The following is a 15,734-nucleotide window of genomic DNA, read 5'->3' as shown; positions in this document are numbered from 1 at the left end:
GCCCGCCACCCGGGTCACCGGTGCCCGGGGTGGGCGGGGAGAATGGTCCGGTGGCCGGGTACCGCCGACAGCTCTACCGCGACGACGCGGTGGTGCTGCGCGTCCAGAAGCTCGGCGAGTCGGACCGGATCATCACCCTGCTCACCCGCCGGCACGGCCGGCTGCGCGCGGTGGCCCGAGGGGTACGCCGCACCACCTCCCGCTTCGGGGCCCGGCTGGAGCCGTTCGGCCACGTCGACGTCCAGCTCGCCGGGGACCCGAAGGGCAACCAGGGCAGCTCGCTGCACACCGTCAGCCAGGTCGAGGGGATCGACCTGTACGGCAAGCGGTTCCTCGGCGACTACCCGCGCTACACGGCGGCCAGCGCGATCGCCGAGACCGCCGAACGCCTCACCCCGGTCGAGCGGGAGCCCTCGCTGCGGCTCTTCCAGCTCACCCTCGGCGCGCTGAAGTCGCTGGCCCGGGGCGACCACGAGACCACGCTGGTGCTCGACGCGTACCTGCTGCGCGGGATGGCGCTGGCCGGCTGGGCGCCCGCCCTGGTCGCCTGCGCGGTCTGCGGCACGCCGGGCCGGCACCGCGCGTTCTCCGTACCGGCCGGGGGATGTGTCTGCCCGGACTGCCGACCGCCCGGCGCGGCCCACCCGGCCCCGGCCACCGTCGACCTGATGTCCGCGCTGACCACCGGCGACTGGGTGGTCGCCGACGCCACCCCCACCGCCGTACGCCGGGAGTGCAGCGGCCTCGTCGCGGCGCACCTCCAGTGGCACCTGGAGCGCGCGTTACGCTCGCTGCCGCTGGTCGACCGGGGCACCCCGACGGCCGGCCCGGTCCCGTCGCGCGGTAGCGACGGGCCGGTGGAGCGGGTGTGACCAGGGAGAGTATCGCGTGATCCGATCGATGAGGGCGGGCCGGCGCACGCCGACGCCGCCGACGCCGCACCCGTCCGGGGCCCGGCCACCGGCACTGCCCGCCGAGGCGCTGCCGAAGCACGTGGCGGTGGTCATGGACGGCAACGGCCGGTGGGCCAAGGAGCGGGGACTGCCCCGCACCAAGGGCCACGAGGCGGGTGAGTTCTCCCTCTTCGACACCGTCGAGGGCGCGATCGAGCTGGGCATCCCCTACCTCTCGGCGTACGCGTTCTCCACCGAGAACTGGCGGCGCTCCCCGGACGAGGTGCGCTTCCTGATGGGCTTCAACCGGGACGTCATCCGGCGTCGCCGGGACCAGCTCGTCGACCTGGGCGTCCGGGTGGTCTGGTCGGGGCGGGCCGGCCGGCTCTGGAAGAGCGTGATCGGCGAGTTGCAGACCGCCGAGGAGATGTCCAAGGACAACTCGACGCTGACCCTCCAGTTCTGCGTCAACTACGGCGGCCAGGCCGAGATCGCCGACGCCGCCGCCGCGATCGCCCGGGACGCCGCCGCCGGCAGGCTGGACCCGGCGAAGGTCACCGAGAAGACCGTCGCGAAGTACCTCTACCACCCGGAGGTCCCCGAGGTGGACCTCTTCCTCCGCCCCTCCGGCGAGGAACGCATCTCCAACTTCCTGCTCTGGCAGAGCGCGTACGCCGAGCTGGTCTTCCTGGACACCCTCTGGCCGGACTTCGACCGTCGTCACCTCTGGTACGCCTGCGAGCTGTACGCCCAGCGCGACCGGCGGTTCGGCGGCGCGCTGCCGAACCCGGTCGCCCCGCCGGCCCCGGTCGGCTGAGCCTTCCTCGTGTGCGTCGGGCCGCAGTGGTGCTTACCGGCGGTCCACCCTGGGTACTGGCTGGTCAGCAGCTATCCAGGGAGGTGTACCGACAATGATCCAGAAGCGGATCGGGCAGTGGGCGGTCATGGCGGTCGCGGTGCCGCTGGCGGCTGCCGGCGCACGACGGATCAGCCACACCATCGAGGCCCGACGCGGCCCGTCCGGCGTCAGCCGGATCCTCAGCCGGGGAGCGGACCTGCTCCGCCCGCAGAAGGCGAAGCGGCGGCGTCGGTTCTGGTGACCGACCGGCGGTGCCGTCCTCCACACGGCACCGCCGGGTCCACCGGCCACGGCGGGCGCAGGAGCGCCCCGGCACACGGACCGGTCTAGGGTCCGTACCGTGGCGATCGACCTGACCGCGACCGACGGCACCCACCTGGCCCTGCACGACTTCGGAGGCGACGGCGAACCGGTGCTGCTGCTGCCGGGCCTGTGCGGCCACGCAGGGGAGTGGTCGGCCACGGCCGACTGGCTGACCGGCACCCACCACGTCTACGGTCTGGACCCACGCGGCCACGGCGCGAGCGAGCGCCGCCCCGCCGACGTGTCCCGGGCCGCCCACGTCGGCGACACCGTGACCGCCCTGACGACGATCGGCCGTGCCAGCGTCGTCGGGCAGTCCCTCGGTGGGCACACCGCCCTGCTCACCGCGGCACGCCACCCCGAACTCGTCTCCCGGCTGGTGCTGGCCGAAGCCGGTCCACAGGGCCCCGACGACGACACCGTCGACATGGTCGACCGGTGGCTCGGCGACTGGCCGATCCCCTTCCCGGACCGGGATGCCGCCGCCGCGTACCTGGGCGGCGGTCGGGTCGGCGCGGCGTGGGCGGCGGGACTTCTGCCTCGGCCGGGCGGCTGGTACCCGGCCTTCGACCGCGACGTCATGGTGGCCACCGTCGCCGCCGCCGTCGGGGCATGCTGGGACGAGTTCGCCCGCATCCGTTGTCCGATCCTGGTCGTCCGGGCCGGCGGTGGCGTGCTGCGCGCCGACGAGTACGCCCGGATGCGGCGGCATCCCACGGTCACCGCGGTGGAGTTTCCCGAGGCGGGCCACGACGTGCACCTCGACAGTCCCCAGTGGTGGCGGACTGCCGTCCGGGACTTCCTGTCCCTGTCCACATAGGGGACGTTCCCTCCGGGCCCGCTCGGCCTGGTTGCCCAGGGGCCGCCTGACGACGGTCGTCACCCCGTCCCACCCGCCCCCGACGACGATCTCGTCGGTACGGGCCTCCTGTCGATGGTCAGCAGGCCGGCGAGCCGGCAGCCCCAGCGGACAAAAAGGCGCATAAGCCTCATAGGGTAATAATTAACCGATTGTGGCATCTCAAGTACTACTTGTTACGAAACACGGAAAAGTCCTCTTGTTTCATATGAATCAGCCTAACTTTTGGTCATGGCTCGTCCTCCTGAGCCGACCAGAAGGAGTGAGGAATATGTCAATGAGGTTGTTCACCAAGCTCGGCGGCGGTGTGGTGCTGGGCAGCGCTGCCCTCCTGCTCGCCGCCCCCGCCGCCGCGCTCGCCGCGAACGACGGCGGGCCCCGTGAGGCCGGGGCCCCGGCTCAAGGGCCGGTGTCGACGAAGAAGTCGGACGACACGCCGAGGACGTTCAACACGCAGGACAAGAGCGGAAACGGGGTCACCTGCGCGTCCAACCAGCAGGTCAACGAGCAGAACATCGCCCAGGTCATCAAGAACAACATCATCGTGAACAGCATGGTCAGCTTCAACCTGGGCGCGGCGCAGGCAGCGTCGAACGACATCGGGCCCCAGAACAACAACGTCGTCGTCTGCATCCGGGACATCGACGTGGACGTGAACCTCCGGCACAACCTGCTCACCGACTTCCTCCGGATGGCCGAGGTCGGTGCCAGCGCGGCCGCCTCGCCCGGCGGCAGCGTCGCGCAGGTGGGTCCGAACGGAGCCTGGGTGCTGCCGAGCACGGCCGCCGTCGCGGCCGGTGGCGGTGGCGCGCTCGCCGACACCAACACCGGTGCTCTGGCGGCGGGCGGTGCCGGCATGGTGGGCGTGGGCGTACTCAGTGGCATCGCGCTGCTGCGTCGGCGGTCCGTCAATGGCACGGTCGCCTAGGGCGGCCAGGGGCGCCAGCGGCCGCCACGGTTTCCCGTGGCGTGCCGCTGGCCTCGTCCTGGTCACCCTCATCACGCTCACCGGAGCAGGACTGATCACGTACGCGGCCACGGCTCCCGAACCGGTCGGGCCGCCGCAGCCCGACCCCGCCGCCGCACCGCAGTCCCTGCTGTCACCATCGACAGGCACCACACCGGCGCCGACGCCGAGCGGATCCACCGCGTCACCAGCCCCGGGGGCGACCCCCGGCGAGGCGGACGGTGTCCGTGACCGCCACGCCGACGATCTCGGACTGACCGTGACCAGCCCGTCGCCCTCCCCGACGGTGACCGGGATGCCACGATCGCAGCCCACCCGCATCAGGATCCCGAAGATCGGCGTCGACGCGCCGACGGTTCCGCTCGGGCTCGACAAGAACCAGCAGATCGCGGTCCCACCGCTGAACCAGCCCGGCACGACCGGGTGGTACAAGCTGGGGCCGAGTCCCGGCGAGATCGGGACCGCCGTGGTGGTGGGCCACGTCGACTCCCGCGCCAAGGGGCGGGCGGTCTTCTACCGTCTGGGCACCCTGAAACCGGGAGACACCATCGAGGTGCCCCGCGAAGACGGCAAGAAGGCCCGCTTCGTCGTCGACGGGGTGACCCGCTACCCGAAGAAGAAGCTTCCGCTGGACCTGGTCTACGGCCACACCGACAAGGCGCAGCTCCGCGTGATCACGTGTGGTGGCGGCTACGACAAGGCGGCGAAGGCGTACAAGGACAACATCGTGGTGTTCGCGACGCTGGTGCCCTGACCAGGGAGGTTCGGGGGTGTGAGGTAGTTCCGGCCGGCGGGCGGTAAATCGGATGCGCGTCCGGACGCCGTGGGATAGCGTCCAGGACATGCGCTACTGACGCCCCTGTGCCGAGCCAGGTCCACCGCCGTTGCCGTGGACCGTGCCGCCGGGCGTGCGCGTTCCCGTTCGTCGCTGTCGCGACGTCATCCGTGGTCGGCCGTCCCGGGGCTACTCCCGTTCCCCGCTCGCCGACCGTGCCGGCTGATCCGGACGGTCCCCCGCCGAAGGAGGCACCGTATGCCTGCCAAGCGCAAGCCGAAGAAGTCCCGTCCGTCCGCGCCGAAGCCGTCCCTGCTGGACGTGACCCCGCCGGACCTGGACTCGATCGAGGTGGCCCCGGTGAGCCTGCCGACGGGCTCGACCCCGCCGCAGGCCCCGAAGGCCGGTCCGCCACAGTGGGGCGCGGCCTACGCCGCCGGTCGCGGTCGACCCGCCGCGCAGAGCCGCCAGTACGCCTTCCGGCGCAGCTGACCGATCCTGGGATGGTCGGGGCGGTCACCGCCCCGACCATCTCCGCCGGGTCAGCCGATCAGGGGGCGGAACGTGCCGAGCGCGACGCTGACCGCCAGGGCCGCGCCGGCCAGCCCGGCCGCCCCCGCCACCAGCAGCCCGTCCGCCCCCGTGAACCGTTGCCGACGGGCGACCGTACGGGGGGTGCCGGCGTCGAAGCCACGCGCGTCCATCGCCACGGCCAGCCGGGTGCCCCGCCGGATCGCCCCGACCAGCAGCCCGAATGCGGTGGAGACGAAGAGCCGGAGCTTCGCCAACGGGTTGCGGCCGGCGTCCACGCCCCGAGCCCGTCGGGCCAGGCTGATCATCTGCCACTCCTGGCCGAGCATCGGCACCAGTCGGAACGCGGCCAGCGCGCCGATGGCGAACCGGGGCGGGGCCTTGGCGTTCTGGATCAGCGCGTCGGCCAGGTCGGTCGGATCGGTGGTGGCGAAGACGATCACGCCGGGCAGCGCCACCGCGAGCATCCGCAGCACCAGTCCGAGCGCGGTGACCAGCACCCCCGAGGTCACCAGCACCGGACCGGCCTCGACGAGCACCCGGCCCTCCCGCTCGGCGGCGAAGAGCACCAGGGTGACCACGATGCCGACCGCACCGAGCAGCAGCGGCCAGGCCCGCCGGGCGAGCACCGCGTACCGGACCCCGAAGAGCGGCAGCACCGCGAGCTCGACGGCGATGGCGATCGCGGGGGCGACCGGGTCGAGCGTGGCGACCAGGGTGAACGAGAAGAGCAGCGCCGCCGCGACCTTCGCCACCGGGTTGCGCCGGGCCAGCGGCGCGGTCGGGTCGGCGACCGGTTCGAGGCTGATCACGGCCGCCTCCGCTCGTCCCGCCCGCCGTCGGCCGGCACCGGACGGCGGTCCAGCGTCACCCGACGGTCGGCGAGGGCGTCGACGAAGTCCGCGTCGTGGGTGACCGTCACGACGCCGTGCCCGGCGTCGCGCAGCCCGGCGAACAGGTCGACCAGCTCCGACCAGGTGCGCCGGTCCTGCCCGAAGGTCGGCTCGTCACAGACGAGCAGGCGGGGCGCGGTGGCCAGGGCGGTCGCCACGCTCAGCCGCCGCGCCTCCCCACCGGAGAGGGTGTACGGGTTCGCCCCGGCCAGCCGCGTCAGCCGGAGCCGCTCCAGCAGCTCGTCCACGGTGGCCCGGACGGCGTCCTCCGGGCGACCGGTACGGCGCGGCCCGAGCGCCAGCTCGTCGAAGACCGTACCGGTGACGAACTGGTGTTCCGGGTCCTGGAAGACCGAGCCGATCCGCCGGGCCAGGGCGGGCGCGCGCCACCGGTGCGGGGGAGTGCGCCGGTCGGCGTCGGCGAGTTCTCCGCTGGCGGTCAACCGGCCGGTGCCCGGTCGGAGCAGTCCGCCGAGGAGCAGCGCGAGAGTGGACTTGCCCACGCCGTTCGGGCCGAGGACGGCGAGCGCCTCGCCGGCGCGTACCGCCAGGTCGGTGGGGGCGAGGCGGGGCGGCAGGCCGAGCCGTTCGGCGGTGAGCAGCACCTCCCCGGGCGGCCGGGCCGCCCGGCGGGGCGGCACCGGGTGGCCCGGCACCCAGACCCCGTCGGCGGCGAGCGCGGCACCGTGTTCGGCGAAGACCCGCTCGGGTGGCCCGTCGGCCCGCACCCCACCACCGGCGGCGAGGACGACCACCCGGTCGACCAGGGGCAGCGCCTCGGCGACCCGGTGCTCGACCAGGATCAGCGTGGTGTCGGCGTCCACCGCCTCGGCGACCGCCCGCCGTACCAGGGCCGCGCCGGCCGGGTCGAGGTTGGCGGTCGGCTCGTCCAGCAGCAGCAGACCGGGCCGCAGCGCGAGCGCGCCGGCCAGCGCGAGCCGCTGCTGTTCCCCGCCGGAGAGCGCGGCGGTCGGCCGGTCACGCGGGTACGGGAAGCCGACCCGGGCCAGCGCCTCGTCCACCCGGGGCCAGATCCGCTCCGCCGGCACCCCCCGGTTCTCCAGGCCGAACGCCACGTCGTCGCCGCAGCGGGCCATCACCAACTGGCTCTCCGGGTCCTGGAAGACCATGCCCACCCGGTTCCGCGCCTCGTGCGGCGGGAGCCCGTCGACCTCGATGGCGCCCGCCCGCTCACCGGAGTCGTCGGGCAGCAGTCCGGCCAACGCGGCCAGCAGGGTGCTCTTGCCCGCGCCCGACGCGCCGAGCAGCAGCACCCGCTCGCCGGCCTCGACGCGCAGGTCGACGTCGCGCAGCGCCCACGCCTTCCGCCCCGCGTGCCGCCACCCGAATCCGCGTACCCGGACGGCTGTCCCACCCACCACCCCGCTCCTTCCCTCCTGCCTGCCTGCCTCCGGCGGTCGGTCGGGTCAGACGCGGTTGCGGTCGCGGGCGGCGGGCAGGTGGGCCAGGGCGCCGGTGCGGGCCAGCGCGTTGGTCAGGGCGTACCCGCCGGCACCGGCGACCACCGCCGCGCTGACCACGGTGAGCAGCGCGTACGGGATGCGGTAGCTGGTCAGGTCGTACTTGGCGTTCCAGACGAAGAAGTCGAAGATCGCCGCGCTGACACCGGTCAGCGCCCCGGCGAGCACCGCGGTCGGCAGCCGGAACGAGCGGTACCGGAACGCGGCGAAGGCCAGTTCCGCGCCGAGCCCCTGGACGATGCCCTGCGGGATCACCGTGCCGGCCCACTGGCTGCCCAGCAGCGCGGAGAGCACCGCCGCCACGGTCTCGCAGTACAGGGCCGCGCCGGGCTTGCGGATCACCAGGCCACCGACCACGGCCGGCATCAGCCAGACCCCGTAGATGAGGGTCTGCGCCGGCGGGAAGAAGGCGAACGCGCCCTCGGTGGCGCTCCAGACCAGGCCCCAGGCCCAGAAGATGACGCCGAAGGCCACCGCGATCACCGAGGCGACCACGATGTCGATGGTGCGCCAGCGGGGGTTGTCGAGCTTGCTCATGTGTACGTGCTCCCAGTCCAGGTGTAGACCAGGCAAGACGCACGCCGTGCGACCGGTGGCACCGGACGACGACGCGGCTGGAGACTGACCGAACTCCCTGCGCTGGCATTACCCAGATCAGGTTCGAGGGTCTGCGGGCGGTGCCCGCACTCTCAGCGCTGTGCGCTCCCCTGTCGGAGGTGAAGTTGTCTGGCAGACGCTAACACCGGGACGCGCCGTAACCCAGGGGCGAAGTCGCGCCGATGACGTCGGCCACGTCACGGTCCGGGTTAGGGTGGGGCACTCCCCGTACCCGTGTCCGTCGATCCGAAGGGACGACCGTGACCTCTGCCGACCAGGCCACGCCGGGTTCCGGCGCACCCGGTACGACCGGCCCGCCCACCGGGGCCGGCGTACCCGCCGGAGGCGACCCGGCCCTCCCGGCGCCCGCCGCCGCGGGGGAGAGCCCGGCGGGCGGGCCGGGCCGGTGGCTGCGCGGGCGGGTCGGCTCGGTGGAGGTCCTGGCCGCGGTCCTGGTCCTGCTGGTGGCCTTCCGGGAGCCGATCGCCACCGCGATCTCCGCGCCCCGTCTCCAGACCTGGACCACCGTCTTCGTCTCGGTGATGGTGCAGGCGATGCCGTTCCTGGTGTTCGGGGTGCTGCTCTCGGCGGTGATCGCGGTCTTCGTGCCGCGCTCGTTCTGGGCCCGGGCGCTGCCCCGGCACCCCGCGCTCGCCGTGCCGGTGGCCAGCGCCGCCGGAGTGGTCCTGCCCGGGTGCGAGTGCGGGTCCGTGCCGATCGCCGGGTCGCTGATCCGCCGGGGCGTCACCCCGGCCGCCGCGCTGGCCTTCCTGCTCGCCGCCCCGGCGATCAACCCGATCGTGCTCACCGCGACCGCGGTCGCCTTCCCCGGCAACCCGGAGATGGTCCTCGGCCGGGGTCTGGCCAGCCTGGTCGTCGCCATGATCATGGGCTGGCTCTGGCTGCGGCTGGGCCGCACCGACTGGATCCGGCTGCCGCACCGTCCGGACCTGGACGGTCTGGGCCGGGGGGCCGCGTTCTGGTCGGCGGTACGCCACGACGTGGTCCACGCCGGCGGGTTCCTGGTGCTCGGCGCGATGGCCGCCGCCAGCATCAACGTGCTGGTGCCGGAGCGCTGGTTGCAGACGCTGGCCGACGACCCGGTGCTCTCGGTGCTGGCCCTGGCGGTGCTGGCCGTCCTGCTCTCCATCTGCTCCGAGGCGGACGCCTTCGTCGCCGCGTCGCTGTCCCAGTTCTCGTTGACCTCCCGGCTGGTGTTCCTGGTGGTCGGTCCGATGGTGGACCTGAAACTCGTCTCGATGCAGGTCGGGGCCTTCGGGCGGCGGTTCGCCTCCCGGTTCGCCCCGGCCACCTTCGTGGTCGCCGTGCTGGTGGCCGTCGGCGTGGGAACGGTGGTGTTCTGAGTGAACCGGCAGGCCCAGGCGGTCGTCCTGCTGCTGCTCGGGGGTGCGGTGCTGCGGGCCAGCCTCACCGACCTGCACCTGCGCTACGTCAAGGAGGGGCTGCAACCCTTCCTGGTCGCCGCCGGGCTGCTGCTGGTGGCCGCCGCCGCGATGACCCTCTGGTACGAACTCCGCCCCGTCGCGGACGGCGACCCGGTCGACCACGCCGAGGGGCACGACGACCACGGGCACGGCCACCACGGGGCGCGGGTCGGCTGGCTGCTCATCCTTCCCGTGCTCGGGCTGCTGCTGGTCGCTCCGCCGGCCCTCGGCTCGTACGCCGCCGGGCAGGCCGGGACGGTGCTGTCCGACCGGGCGACCTCCGACTACCCGCCGCTGCCCGAGGGGGACCCGGTCCGGATCACCGTGCTGGACTACGCCTCCCGGGCGCTGTTCGAGCAGGGCCGGTCCATCGGGGACCGTCGGGTCCAGCTCACCGGCTTCGTCGTCACCGGCCCGGACGGGCAGCCGATCCTGGCCCGCATGATCCTGTCCTGCTGCGCCGCCGACGGCCGCCCGGTGAAGCTCGGCCTCACCGGTGACGTCCCCGCCGGCCTGGCCGACGACACCTGGGTCGAGGTGACCGGCCGCTACACCGACCGGATCGGTCGTGACCCGGTCAACGACGCGGAGGTGCCGTACCTGGACGTCGAGTCGTGGCGTCAGGTGCCGACCCCGAAACAGCAGTACGAGTAGGGCCGTCGCCGTTCCGGTGTCCGCTCCGGCGCATCCGGCGGCGGTAGGCTCCGGCCATGAGGATCGATGCGCGCGGGCTGACGTTCGAGGTGCACGCCGACGGCCCGGACGACGGCGAGGCGGTGCTGCTGCTGCACGGCTTCCCGCAACACAGTGGGGAGTGGGTCGACCTGCTGCCGGCCCTGCACGCCGCCGGGCTGCGGACGTACGCGCTGGACCAACGGGGCTACTCGCCCGGCGCCCGGCCGGCGGCGGTGGAGGCGTACCGGCTGGCCGAGTGCGTGGCCGACGCGGTCGCCGTCCTCGACGCGCTCGACGTGCCCGCCGCGCACGTGGTCGGCCACGACTGGGGCGCGATCGTGGCGTGGGCCCTGGCCGCCGGCCATCCGGACCGGGCGCGCACCCTCACCGCCGTCTCCGTGCCGCATCCGGCCGCGATGGCCCGGACCATCGCCGGGGACCGGCGGCAGAAGGCCCGCTCGGCGTACATGGGGCTGTTCCGCAAGGAGGGCACGGCCGAGAAGGTGCTGCTCGCCTGGCAGGCCGCCGCCCTGCGCAAGCTGTTGGGCGGGGTGGGGAACCGGGAGCGGATCGACACGTACGTGCGGCCGATGCGGGAGCCGGGCGCGCTCACCGCGGCGCTGAACTGGTACCGGGCGATGTCCGGGCGGGAGCTGGTGGCCACCGGGCCGGTGTCGGTGCCGACCACCTACGTCTGGAGCGACCGGGACACCGCGGTCGGCCGGACCGCCGCCGAGGCGTGCGCCGCCTACGTCACCGGCCCCTACCGGTTCGTCGAGCTGACCGGGGTCAGCCACTGGATCCCGGACGAGGCGCCCGGCGCCCTGGCCGAGGCCGTCCTCGCGCAGGTGGAGGCGGTCCGGTGAGCGGCCCGGTGGACACCCCCGGCGGGGACCCGACGACCCCGCCGGTCGGTGCCGGCCGGGAGGTGACCCCGCCGGTCAGCGCCGAGGGTTACCTGGCCACGTTGACCGCGACGATCGCCCGGGTCGCCGCCGGCCAGCGCGCGGCGGTGGCCCGCGCGGCGGACCTGGTCACCGACGCGCTGCGGGCCGGCGGGGTGGTGCAGGCGTTCGGCACCGGACACTCCGAGGGGCTGGCGTTGGAGATCGCCGGACGGGCCGGCGGCCTGGTGCCGACCAACCGGATCGCCCTGCGTGACCTGGTGCTGTACGGCGGCGCGCCGGTCGACCTGCTCGACCCCACTCTGGAGCGGGACCCGACGGTCGCGCACCGGCTCTGGGAGCTGGCCCCGGTGCGTCCCCCGGACGTCTTCGTGATCGCCTCGAACTCCGGCATCAACGGTGCGGTGGTCGAGTTCGCGTCCCTGGTCAAGCGGCACGGGCACGGGTTGGTGGCGATCGTCTCGGCCGAGCACTCGGCCCGGATGCCGTCCCGTCACCCGGACGGGCACCGGCTCGCCGACTTCGCCGACGTGCTGTTGGACAACGGTGCCCCGTACGGCGACGCGACCCTGCCGCTGCCCGGCGGGGGAGCGGTCGGTGCGGTCTCCTCGATCACCGCCGCCCTGCTGGCCCAGCAGGTCGTGGTGGAGGTCGTGGCCCGGCTGCTCGCGGCGGGGGAGACGCCGCCGGTCTACCTGTCGGCCAACGTGCCGCACGGCGACGCGCACAACTCCGAACTGGAGGCCCGGTACGCCGGTCGGCTGCGGCGCGGGACCTGACCGGGACCGTCCTCCGTCGTCGGGTCCGGGGGCGTTGTCCGGTCGGTCTCGGGTGTCCGGTGGTGTCCGGTCCGCCACCCGGTCGTACGGTCCGGAAGCAGACATGTGAATGCGTTTCGTGGCACGTGGCGCGGGGCATTCGCTGTGCTGCCGGCAGGGGGTCGTACCGCCGGTCCTGGTCCTCATGCGGAGGTGGCGGTTTGTCCAAGGAGACCGAGAAGCAGCGTTGGCAGCGCAACTTCGCCGACCTGTTGCAGGAGCTTCGGGTCGCCCAGACGGGCGTGCAGATCCTCTTCGCCTTCCTGCTCACCCTGCCCTTCAGCGCCGGCTTCGACGACACCACCGGCTTCCAGAAGGACGTCTACGTCGTCGCGCTGATCGCCGCCGCTGCCGCGACCGCGATGATCATCTCGCCGGTGGCGTTCCACCGGGCGCTGTTCCGCCAGGGCCGGAAGCCGGAACTGGTCCGCTTCGCCCACCGGATGGCCAGTGGCGGGCTCGCCTTCATGCTGGTCTCGATGGTCAGCGCGGTGCTGCTGATCACCGACTTCATCCTCGACCGGCCGATCGCCTTCCTGCTGAGCGCGGTCACCGGCCTGTGGTTCCTGACCTTCTGGGCGATCCTGCCGTTCGCCCGACGCAACTGGGGTGAGGACGACCTGGACGACGAGGACGACGACCCGGCTCCGGGCCGGTGCGACTGATTCCTCCCGGTAACGCCACTGGCAGGGCTTACGCGACGCTACTCCTGGGTAACAACGGGGGTGGCGTCGTTCCCTGTCTACCGGGGACGGCGCGCGAGGCGGACCGAGGTACGAGGGGGCAGCATGAGCACCACGCAGCACGACCGCCCGGCGTCCCACCACGACGGGGTGGGGCCGCTGCCGAAGGAGGCGGGGCAGGTCTCGGAGAAGGAGGCCCGGCAGGTCGCCGAGGCGGCCCGCGAGTCGGCCTGGGACCGGCCGAGCTTCGGCAAGGAACTGTTCCTCGGCCGGCTCCGGCTCGACCTGATCGACCCCTGGCCGCGTACCGACCCGGCGGAGACCGCCCGCGCCGACGAGTTTCTCGCCACCCTGCGGGCGTACCTGGAGTCCGAGGTGGACGGGGCGGCGATCGAGCGGGACGCGTCCATTCCGGACGAGGTGTTCCAGGGCCTGGCCCGGATCGGCGCCTTCGGCATGAAGATCGACCCCGCGTACGGCGGCCTCGGGCTGAGCCACCTGCACTACTGCCGGGCGCTGATGCTGGCCGGCTCGGTCAGTCCGGCGATCGGCGCGCTGCTCAGCGCCCACCAGTCCATCGGCGTGCCGCAGCCGCTGAAGATGTTCGGCACCGAGGAGCAGCGGCAGCGCTTCCTGCCCCGGTTGGCCGCCGGTGAGGTCTCCGCGTTCCTGCTCACCGAGCCGGACGTCGGCTCGGACCCGGCCCGCCTGGGCACCACCGCCGAACCGACCGCCGACGGCACCGGCTACCGGCTCAACGGGGTGAAGCTCTGGGCCACCAACGGCACGGTCGCCTCGCTGCTGGTGGTGATGGCCCGGGTGCCGGCCGGCGAGGGCCGCCGGGGCGGCATCACCGCCTTCGTGGTCGACGGCGACGCCGAGGGGATCACCGTCGAACGGCGCAACGCCTTCATCGGGCTGCGCGGCCTGGAGAACAGCCTCACCCGCTTCCACGACGTCTTCGTGCCGAAGGAGAACGTCATCGGCGGCGAGGGACGGGGTCTGAAGATCGCCCTCAGCACGCTCAACACCGGTCGGCTCTCGCTGCCGGCGATGTGCGTCGGCGCCGGCAAGTGGTCGTTGAACGTGGCCCGCCAGTGGGCCGCCGACCGGGTGCAGTGGGGCCGTCCTGTCGCCGAGCACGAGGCGGTCGCCACCAAGCTCTCCTTCATCGCCGCCACCACGTACGGCATGGAGTCCATGCTGGACCTCTCCTGCCTGCTCGCCGACGACGACCGCAACGACATCCGGATCGAGGCCGCCCTGGCCAAGCTCTACGCCAGCGAGATGGCCTGGCGGATCGTCGACGAACTGGTGCAGATCCGGGGCGGACGGGGTTACGAGACCGCCGATTCGCTGGCCGCCCGGGGGGAACGCCCGGCCGCCGTCGAACAGCTCCTCCGCGACCTGCGGATCAACCGGATCTTCGAGGGCTCCACCGAGATCATGCACCTGCTGATCGCCCGGGAGGCGGTCGACGCGCACCTCTCCGTCGCCGGGGACATCATCGACCCGGACGCCGGGCTCGGCCGCAAGGCCCGAGCCGGGGCCCGCGCGGGCGCCTTCTACGCCCGCTGGCTGCCCACCCTCGCCGTCGGCCGCAGCCAGGCACCCGGGGCGTACGCCGAGTTCGGCCCGCTCGCCGGCCACCTGCGACACGTCGAGAAGACCTCCCGGAAGCTGGCCCGCTCGACCTTCTACGCGATGTCCCGCTGGCAGGGGAAGATGGAGCGCAAGCAGGCCTTCCTCGGCCGGATCGTGGACATCGGGGCGGAGCTGTTCGCCATGTCGGCGGTCTGCGTCCGGGCGCACGCCGAACGGGACACCCACCCCGAGGGGCGCGAGCTGGCCGACCTGTTCTGCCGGCAGGCCCGGCTGCGCATCGAGGCCCTCTTCACCAACCTCTGGTCGAACACCGACCCGGTGGACGTGGTCGCCGCCCGACGGATCGTCGCCGGCCGGTACGCCAGCCTGGAGTCCGGCGTGCTCACCCCGCCGGACGACAGGCCCTGGGTGGCCCGCTGGACGCCCGGCCCGTCCGAGGTGCCGGACGTGCGTCGCCGCATCCCGCCCCGGTAACCGGCTCGGAACCGCCCGTTTCTCCCGCCGGACCCGCCCGGGTCCGGCGGGAGCCGGTCAGCGGTTGACCGCCCAGACCAGCACGGCCACCAGAATGATCCCGTTCAGCACGCCGAGCACCACGTACGCGGTGGAGGGCATCTTCTGCCCGCGCCGGGCGAGACTCATCAGGTAGCCGGCGTAGCCGAACAGCAGCAGGGCCATGACGATCAGGAAGTAGAGCACCGGTCGACCTTAGCGTTTCGTCCGCAGGCCGAGTTCACGCAGTTCCAGGGCGGCCAGCGCGTCGACGGTGTCCGGGTCGCCGCGCCGCCACGCCTCGGCCACGTCCGGGGCGATCCGGGTGAGCCGGCCCAGCGGCTGCCCGGCCAGCGCCCGCAGGGCGAGCAGGTCCCGGCCGGCGGGCGCGGACCGCAGGGCCGCCGCCTCGCCGGCCCGGCGCATCCAGCGCAGGCGCAGCGGCAACCAGCCGAACAGCACCAGCCCGAGCGGGAACACCAGCACCGCCACGGCCAGCGCCAACGCCAGCTGGTCGACCAGTTCCTGCTGGTCACGCCCGGCGTCGGCGACCGCGCGGGCGGCCTCGGCGGCCCGTTCGAACGGCGTGGTCAGCTCGTCGCCGACCAACGGAACCCGGCCGATCTTGCCGCTGGCGTCGGCCAGGTTGTCGGCGAGGCCGCCACCGGCGCCCTCCAGCTTCTGCCCCGGTACGGCGAGCCGCTGCACCAGGTCGTGCAGCCACATCGCGCCCCGGACCGCGACGTACACCCAGGCGACGACGAGCAGGTCGGTGACGAGTTGGCGGGCGGCGGTGGGAAAACGGTCGGCGTAGATCCTCACGCCGCACAGCGTGCCACGCGGCACCGCCCGCCGCTGACCGCGCCGGAACACCTCACCGCCGGCTCGACCCGCGTGGTGATCGCCCGTGCCGGCGGCCTGCCCGCGCCCGTGCCGACGGTCCGGTCAAGCGT

Annotated in this window: 18 protein-coding genes and 1 riboswitch; of the genes, 13 read left to right on the top strand and 5 right to left on the bottom strand. The window is 73.5% G+C overall.

From position 1 onward, the window contains the following. Positions 1-50: 50 nt before the first annotated feature. The 7 genes from recO (at position 51) to QSK20_RS03685 (ending at position 5,148) form a co-directional block, all read left to right on the top strand. Positions 51-872, top strand: coding sequence for a DNA repair protein RecO (recO, locus tag QSK20_RS03715; RefSeq protein WP_285787101.1), 822 nt, complete (start codon positions 51-53; stop codon positions 870-872). A gap of 28 nt (positions 873-900) precedes the next feature. Continuing rightward, positions 901-1,710, top strand: coding sequence for an isoprenyl transferase (locus QSK20_RS03710; protein ID WP_285787207.1), 810 nt, complete (start codon positions 901-903; stop codon positions 1,708-1,710). 94 nt (positions 1,711-1,804) lie between these two features. Then, complete coding sequence (locus tag QSK20_RS03705; protein ID WP_285787100.1) at positions 1,805-1,993, top strand: hypothetical protein; 189 nt, start codon at positions 1,805-1,807, stop codon at positions 1,991-1,993. 99 nt (positions 1,994-2,092) lie between these two features. Further along, positions 2,093-2,875 (top strand): alpha/beta fold hydrolase, encoded by a 783-nt coding sequence (locus QSK20_RS03700; protein WP_285787099.1) that lies wholly within the window; start codon positions 2,093-2,095, stop codon positions 2,873-2,875. A 316-nt stretch (positions 2,876-3,191) separates the two neighbouring features. Beyond that, on the top strand, positions 3,192-3,842 hold the full coding sequence (locus tag QSK20_RS03695; RefSeq protein WP_285787098.1) for a hypothetical protein: 651 nt from the start codon (positions 3,192-3,194) through the stop codon (positions 3,840-3,842). Positions 3,843-4,176: 334 nt separating this feature from the next. Continuing rightward, a complete protein-coding gene (locus tag QSK20_RS03690) occupies positions 4,177-4,635 on the top strand; it encodes a class F sortase (protein WP_285787097.1) in 459 nt (152 codons plus the stop codon). 279 nt (positions 4,636-4,914) lie between these two features. Beyond that, positions 4,915-5,148 carry a hypothetical protein gene (locus tag QSK20_RS03685; RefSeq protein WP_285787096.1) on the top strand — a complete coding sequence of 78 codons (234 nt, stop codon included), beginning with the start codon at positions 4,915-4,917 and terminating at the stop codon, positions 5,146-5,148. A 50-nt stretch (positions 5,149-5,198) separates the two neighbouring features. Here QSK20_RS03685 and QSK20_RS03680 read toward each other — a convergent pair whose 3' ends face one another. From QSK20_RS03680 to QSK20_RS03670, 3 genes are read right to left on the bottom strand one after another with little or no spacing between them, the layout of a single operon-like run. Further along, a complete protein-coding gene (locus tag QSK20_RS03680) occupies positions 5,199-5,999 on the bottom strand; it encodes an energy-coupling factor transporter transmembrane component T family protein (RefSeq protein WP_285787095.1) in 801 nt (266 codons plus the stop codon). Beyond that, positions 5,996-7,462, bottom strand: a complete 1,467-nt coding sequence (locus tag QSK20_RS03675) for an ABC transporter ATP-binding protein (protein ID WP_285787094.1) — start codon at positions 7,460-7,462, stop codon at positions 5,996-5,998. The genes QSK20_RS03680 and QSK20_RS03675 overlap by 4 nt, the downstream gene beginning before the upstream one ends. 45 nt (positions 7,463-7,507) lie before the next feature. Beyond that, entirely contained in the window at positions 7,508-8,098 is a 591-nt protein-coding gene (locus QSK20_RS03670; protein WP_285787093.1) for an ECF transporter S component, read from the bottom strand. A 77-nt stretch (positions 8,099-8,175) separates the two neighbouring features. After that, a riboswitch (TPP riboswitch) is annotated at positions 8,176-8,280 on the bottom strand. A gap of 288 nt (positions 8,281-8,568) precedes the next feature. Between QSK20_RS03670 and QSK20_RS03665 the strand changes: the two genes are divergently transcribed. The 6 genes from QSK20_RS03665 to QSK20_RS03640 all read left to right on the top strand — a co-directional run bounded on the left by QSK20_RS03665 (position 8,569) and on the right by QSK20_RS03640 (position 14,763). Beyond that, entirely contained in the window at positions 8,569-9,522 is a 954-nt protein-coding gene (locus tag QSK20_RS03665) for a permease (protein WP_285787206.1), read from the top strand. Continuing rightward, positions 9,523-10,257: a TIGR03943 family putative permease subunit gene (locus tag QSK20_RS03660; RefSeq protein WP_285787092.1), complete on the top strand. Its 735-nt coding sequence runs from the start codon at positions 9,523-9,525 to the stop codon at positions 10,255-10,257. Positions 10,258-10,313: 56 nt separating this feature from the next. Next, positions 10,314-11,144: an alpha/beta fold hydrolase gene (locus QSK20_RS03655; RefSeq protein ID WP_285787091.1), complete on the top strand. Its 831-nt coding sequence runs from the start codon at positions 10,314-10,316 to the stop codon at positions 11,142-11,144. 62 nt (positions 11,145-11,206) lie between these two features. Then, on the top strand, positions 11,207-11,962 hold the full coding sequence (locus QSK20_RS03650) for a sugar isomerase domain-containing protein (protein ID WP_502888835.1): 756 nt from the start codon (positions 11,207-11,209) through the stop codon (positions 11,960-11,962). Positions 11,963-12,162: 200 nt separating this feature from the next. Next, positions 12,163-12,666 (top strand): DUF6328 family protein, encoded by a 504-nt coding sequence (locus tag QSK20_RS03645; RefSeq protein WP_285787090.1) that lies wholly within the window; start codon positions 12,163-12,165, stop codon positions 12,664-12,666. 123 nt (positions 12,667-12,789) lie between these two features. Beyond that, the gene (locus QSK20_RS03640; protein ID WP_285787089.1) at positions 12,790-14,763 is read left to right on the top strand and encodes an acyl-CoA dehydrogenase family protein; all 1,974 of its coding nucleotides are present in this window, start codon (positions 12,790-12,792) and stop codon (positions 14,761-14,763) included. 57 nt (positions 14,764-14,820) lie between these two features. Here QSK20_RS03640 and QSK20_RS03635 read toward each other — a convergent pair whose 3' ends face one another. Further along, on the bottom strand, positions 14,821-14,988 hold the full coding sequence (locus tag QSK20_RS03635; RefSeq protein WP_170107768.1) for a hypothetical protein: 168 nt from the start codon (positions 14,986-14,988) through the stop codon (positions 14,821-14,823). Positions 14,989-14,997: 9 nt separating this feature from the next. Next, entirely contained in the window at positions 14,998-15,603 is a 606-nt protein-coding gene (locus tag QSK20_RS03630; RefSeq protein ID WP_285787088.1) for a hypothetical protein, read from the bottom strand. Between the last annotated feature and the right edge of the window lie 131 nt (positions 15,604-15,734).

Source organism: Micromonospora sp. NBRC 101691, assembly GCF_030269285.1.
Classification (GTDB): Bacteria; Actinomycetota; Actinomycetes; order Mycobacteriales; family Micromonosporaceae; genus Micromonospora; species Micromonospora echinospora.
Note: the sequence above shows the minus strand (reverse complement) of the source record. Positions and strands in the feature narration are given on the sequence as shown.

Bases quoted from the DNA above. Each gene is read 5' to 3' on its own strand.
- QSK20_RS03710 (WP_285787207.1), top strand. From the start codon at position 901: ATGAGGGCGGGCCGGCGCACGCCGACGCCGCCGACGCCGCACCCGTCC.
- QSK20_RS03705 (WP_285787100.1), top strand. From the start codon at position 1,805: ATGATCCAGAAGCGGATCGGGCAGTGGGCGGTCATGGCGGTCGCGGTG.
- QSK20_RS03695 (WP_285787098.1), top strand. From the start codon at position 3,192: ATGAGGTTGTTCACCAAGCTCGGCGGCGGTGTGGTGCTGGGCAGCGCT.
- QSK20_RS03690 (WP_285787097.1), top strand. From the start codon at position 4,177: ATGCCACGATCGCAGCCCACCCGCATCAGGATCCCGAAGATCGGCGTC.
- QSK20_RS03685 (WP_285787096.1), top strand. From the start codon at position 4,915: ATGCCTGCCAAGCGCAAGCCGAAGAAGTCCCGTCCGTCCGCGCCGAAG.
- QSK20_RS03670 (WP_285787093.1), bottom strand. From the start codon at position 8,098: ATGAGCAAGCTCGACAACCCCCGCTGGCGCACCATCGACATCGTGGTC.
- QSK20_RS03655 (WP_285787091.1), top strand. From the start codon at position 10,314: ATGAGGATCGATGCGCGCGGGCTGACGTTCGAGGTGCACGCCGACGGC.
- QSK20_RS03640 (WP_285787089.1), top strand. From the start codon at position 12,790: ATGAGCACCACGCAGCACGACCGCCCGGCGTCCCACCACGACGGGGTG.